Raw genomic sequence first — 908 nt, 5'->3', positions numbered from 1 at the left:
CACAGCCGCCGTCGGCAGCAGCCGGCGCCCGGGCTGCATTCAACGTGAAATTGGACGCCAAACAGGTGCTGACCTCTGAGGGTATCGGCAGTAATGGCTGGGCCTTGGGGGCGGAGCGCAGTGAGTCCGCCAATAGCTTGCTTCTGGCCAATCCGCACTTTCCCTGGGATGGGGAACTGCGTTTTTTCCAGAATCATCTGACCATTCCCGGCGAGCTGGATATCACTGGCGCGACCCTGGTCGGGTTGCCGGCGGTGGTGATCGGTTTCAACGAGCATCTGGGCTGGACGCACACGGTATCCCAGTCAAAACGTTTTACCCTTTACCAGCTTGAGCTGGATGGCAGCGATCCCACCCGCTATCTGTTTGATGGCGAGAGCCGCGCCATGACCCAAAGGGAAGTAACCGTTCAGGTCAAGCAGCCGGATGGCAGCCTGGCGCCGTATTCCCAGCCGGTTTACTACAGCCACTTTGGGCCGATGGTGAACCTCGCTTCCCTGTCGCCCTCACTGGGGTGGAGCAGTGGTTCTGCGGTTACGTTCCGCGATGCCAATGCCGGTAATACCCGCATGCTGGACCAATGGTTGGCCATGGATAAAGCGACCAGCCGTGAAGAATTCTTTGCGGCATTTGAAGAGCACCAGGGCATTCCCTGGGTCAATACGCTGATGATCGACAAATCCGGCTCGGCCAGTTACATCGATGGCACCCAGGTACCGCAGTTGAGTGCCCAGGCGGAAGGCTACTGGCGCGCCGCATCGCAGAGCCCGCAGCTGGCACCCATCTGGCAGGATGGTGCAGGGAGCGTGCTGCTGCCCGGCAACAGCTCTGTGTATGAGTGGGTGGACAGTGGCGATACCCTGACCCCGGGGCTGGTGCCTTTCAGCAAGGCGCCACAAATGACCCGC

Annotated in this window: 1 protein-coding gene; it reads left to right on the top strand. The window is 60.5% G+C overall.

Going from position 1 to position 908, the window contains the following annotated elements; translation table 11 throughout:
• Positions 1-44: 44 nt before the first annotated feature.
• On the top strand, positions 45-908 hold an 864-nt coding region (locus tag A3730_RS04595; protein WP_197477293.1), incomplete at its 3' end, for a penicillin acylase family protein.

The sequence above is a fragment of the Alcanivorax sp. HI0044 genome (genome assembly GCF_001634945.1).
Note: the sequence above shows the minus strand (reverse complement) of the source record. Positions and strands in the feature narration are given on the sequence as shown.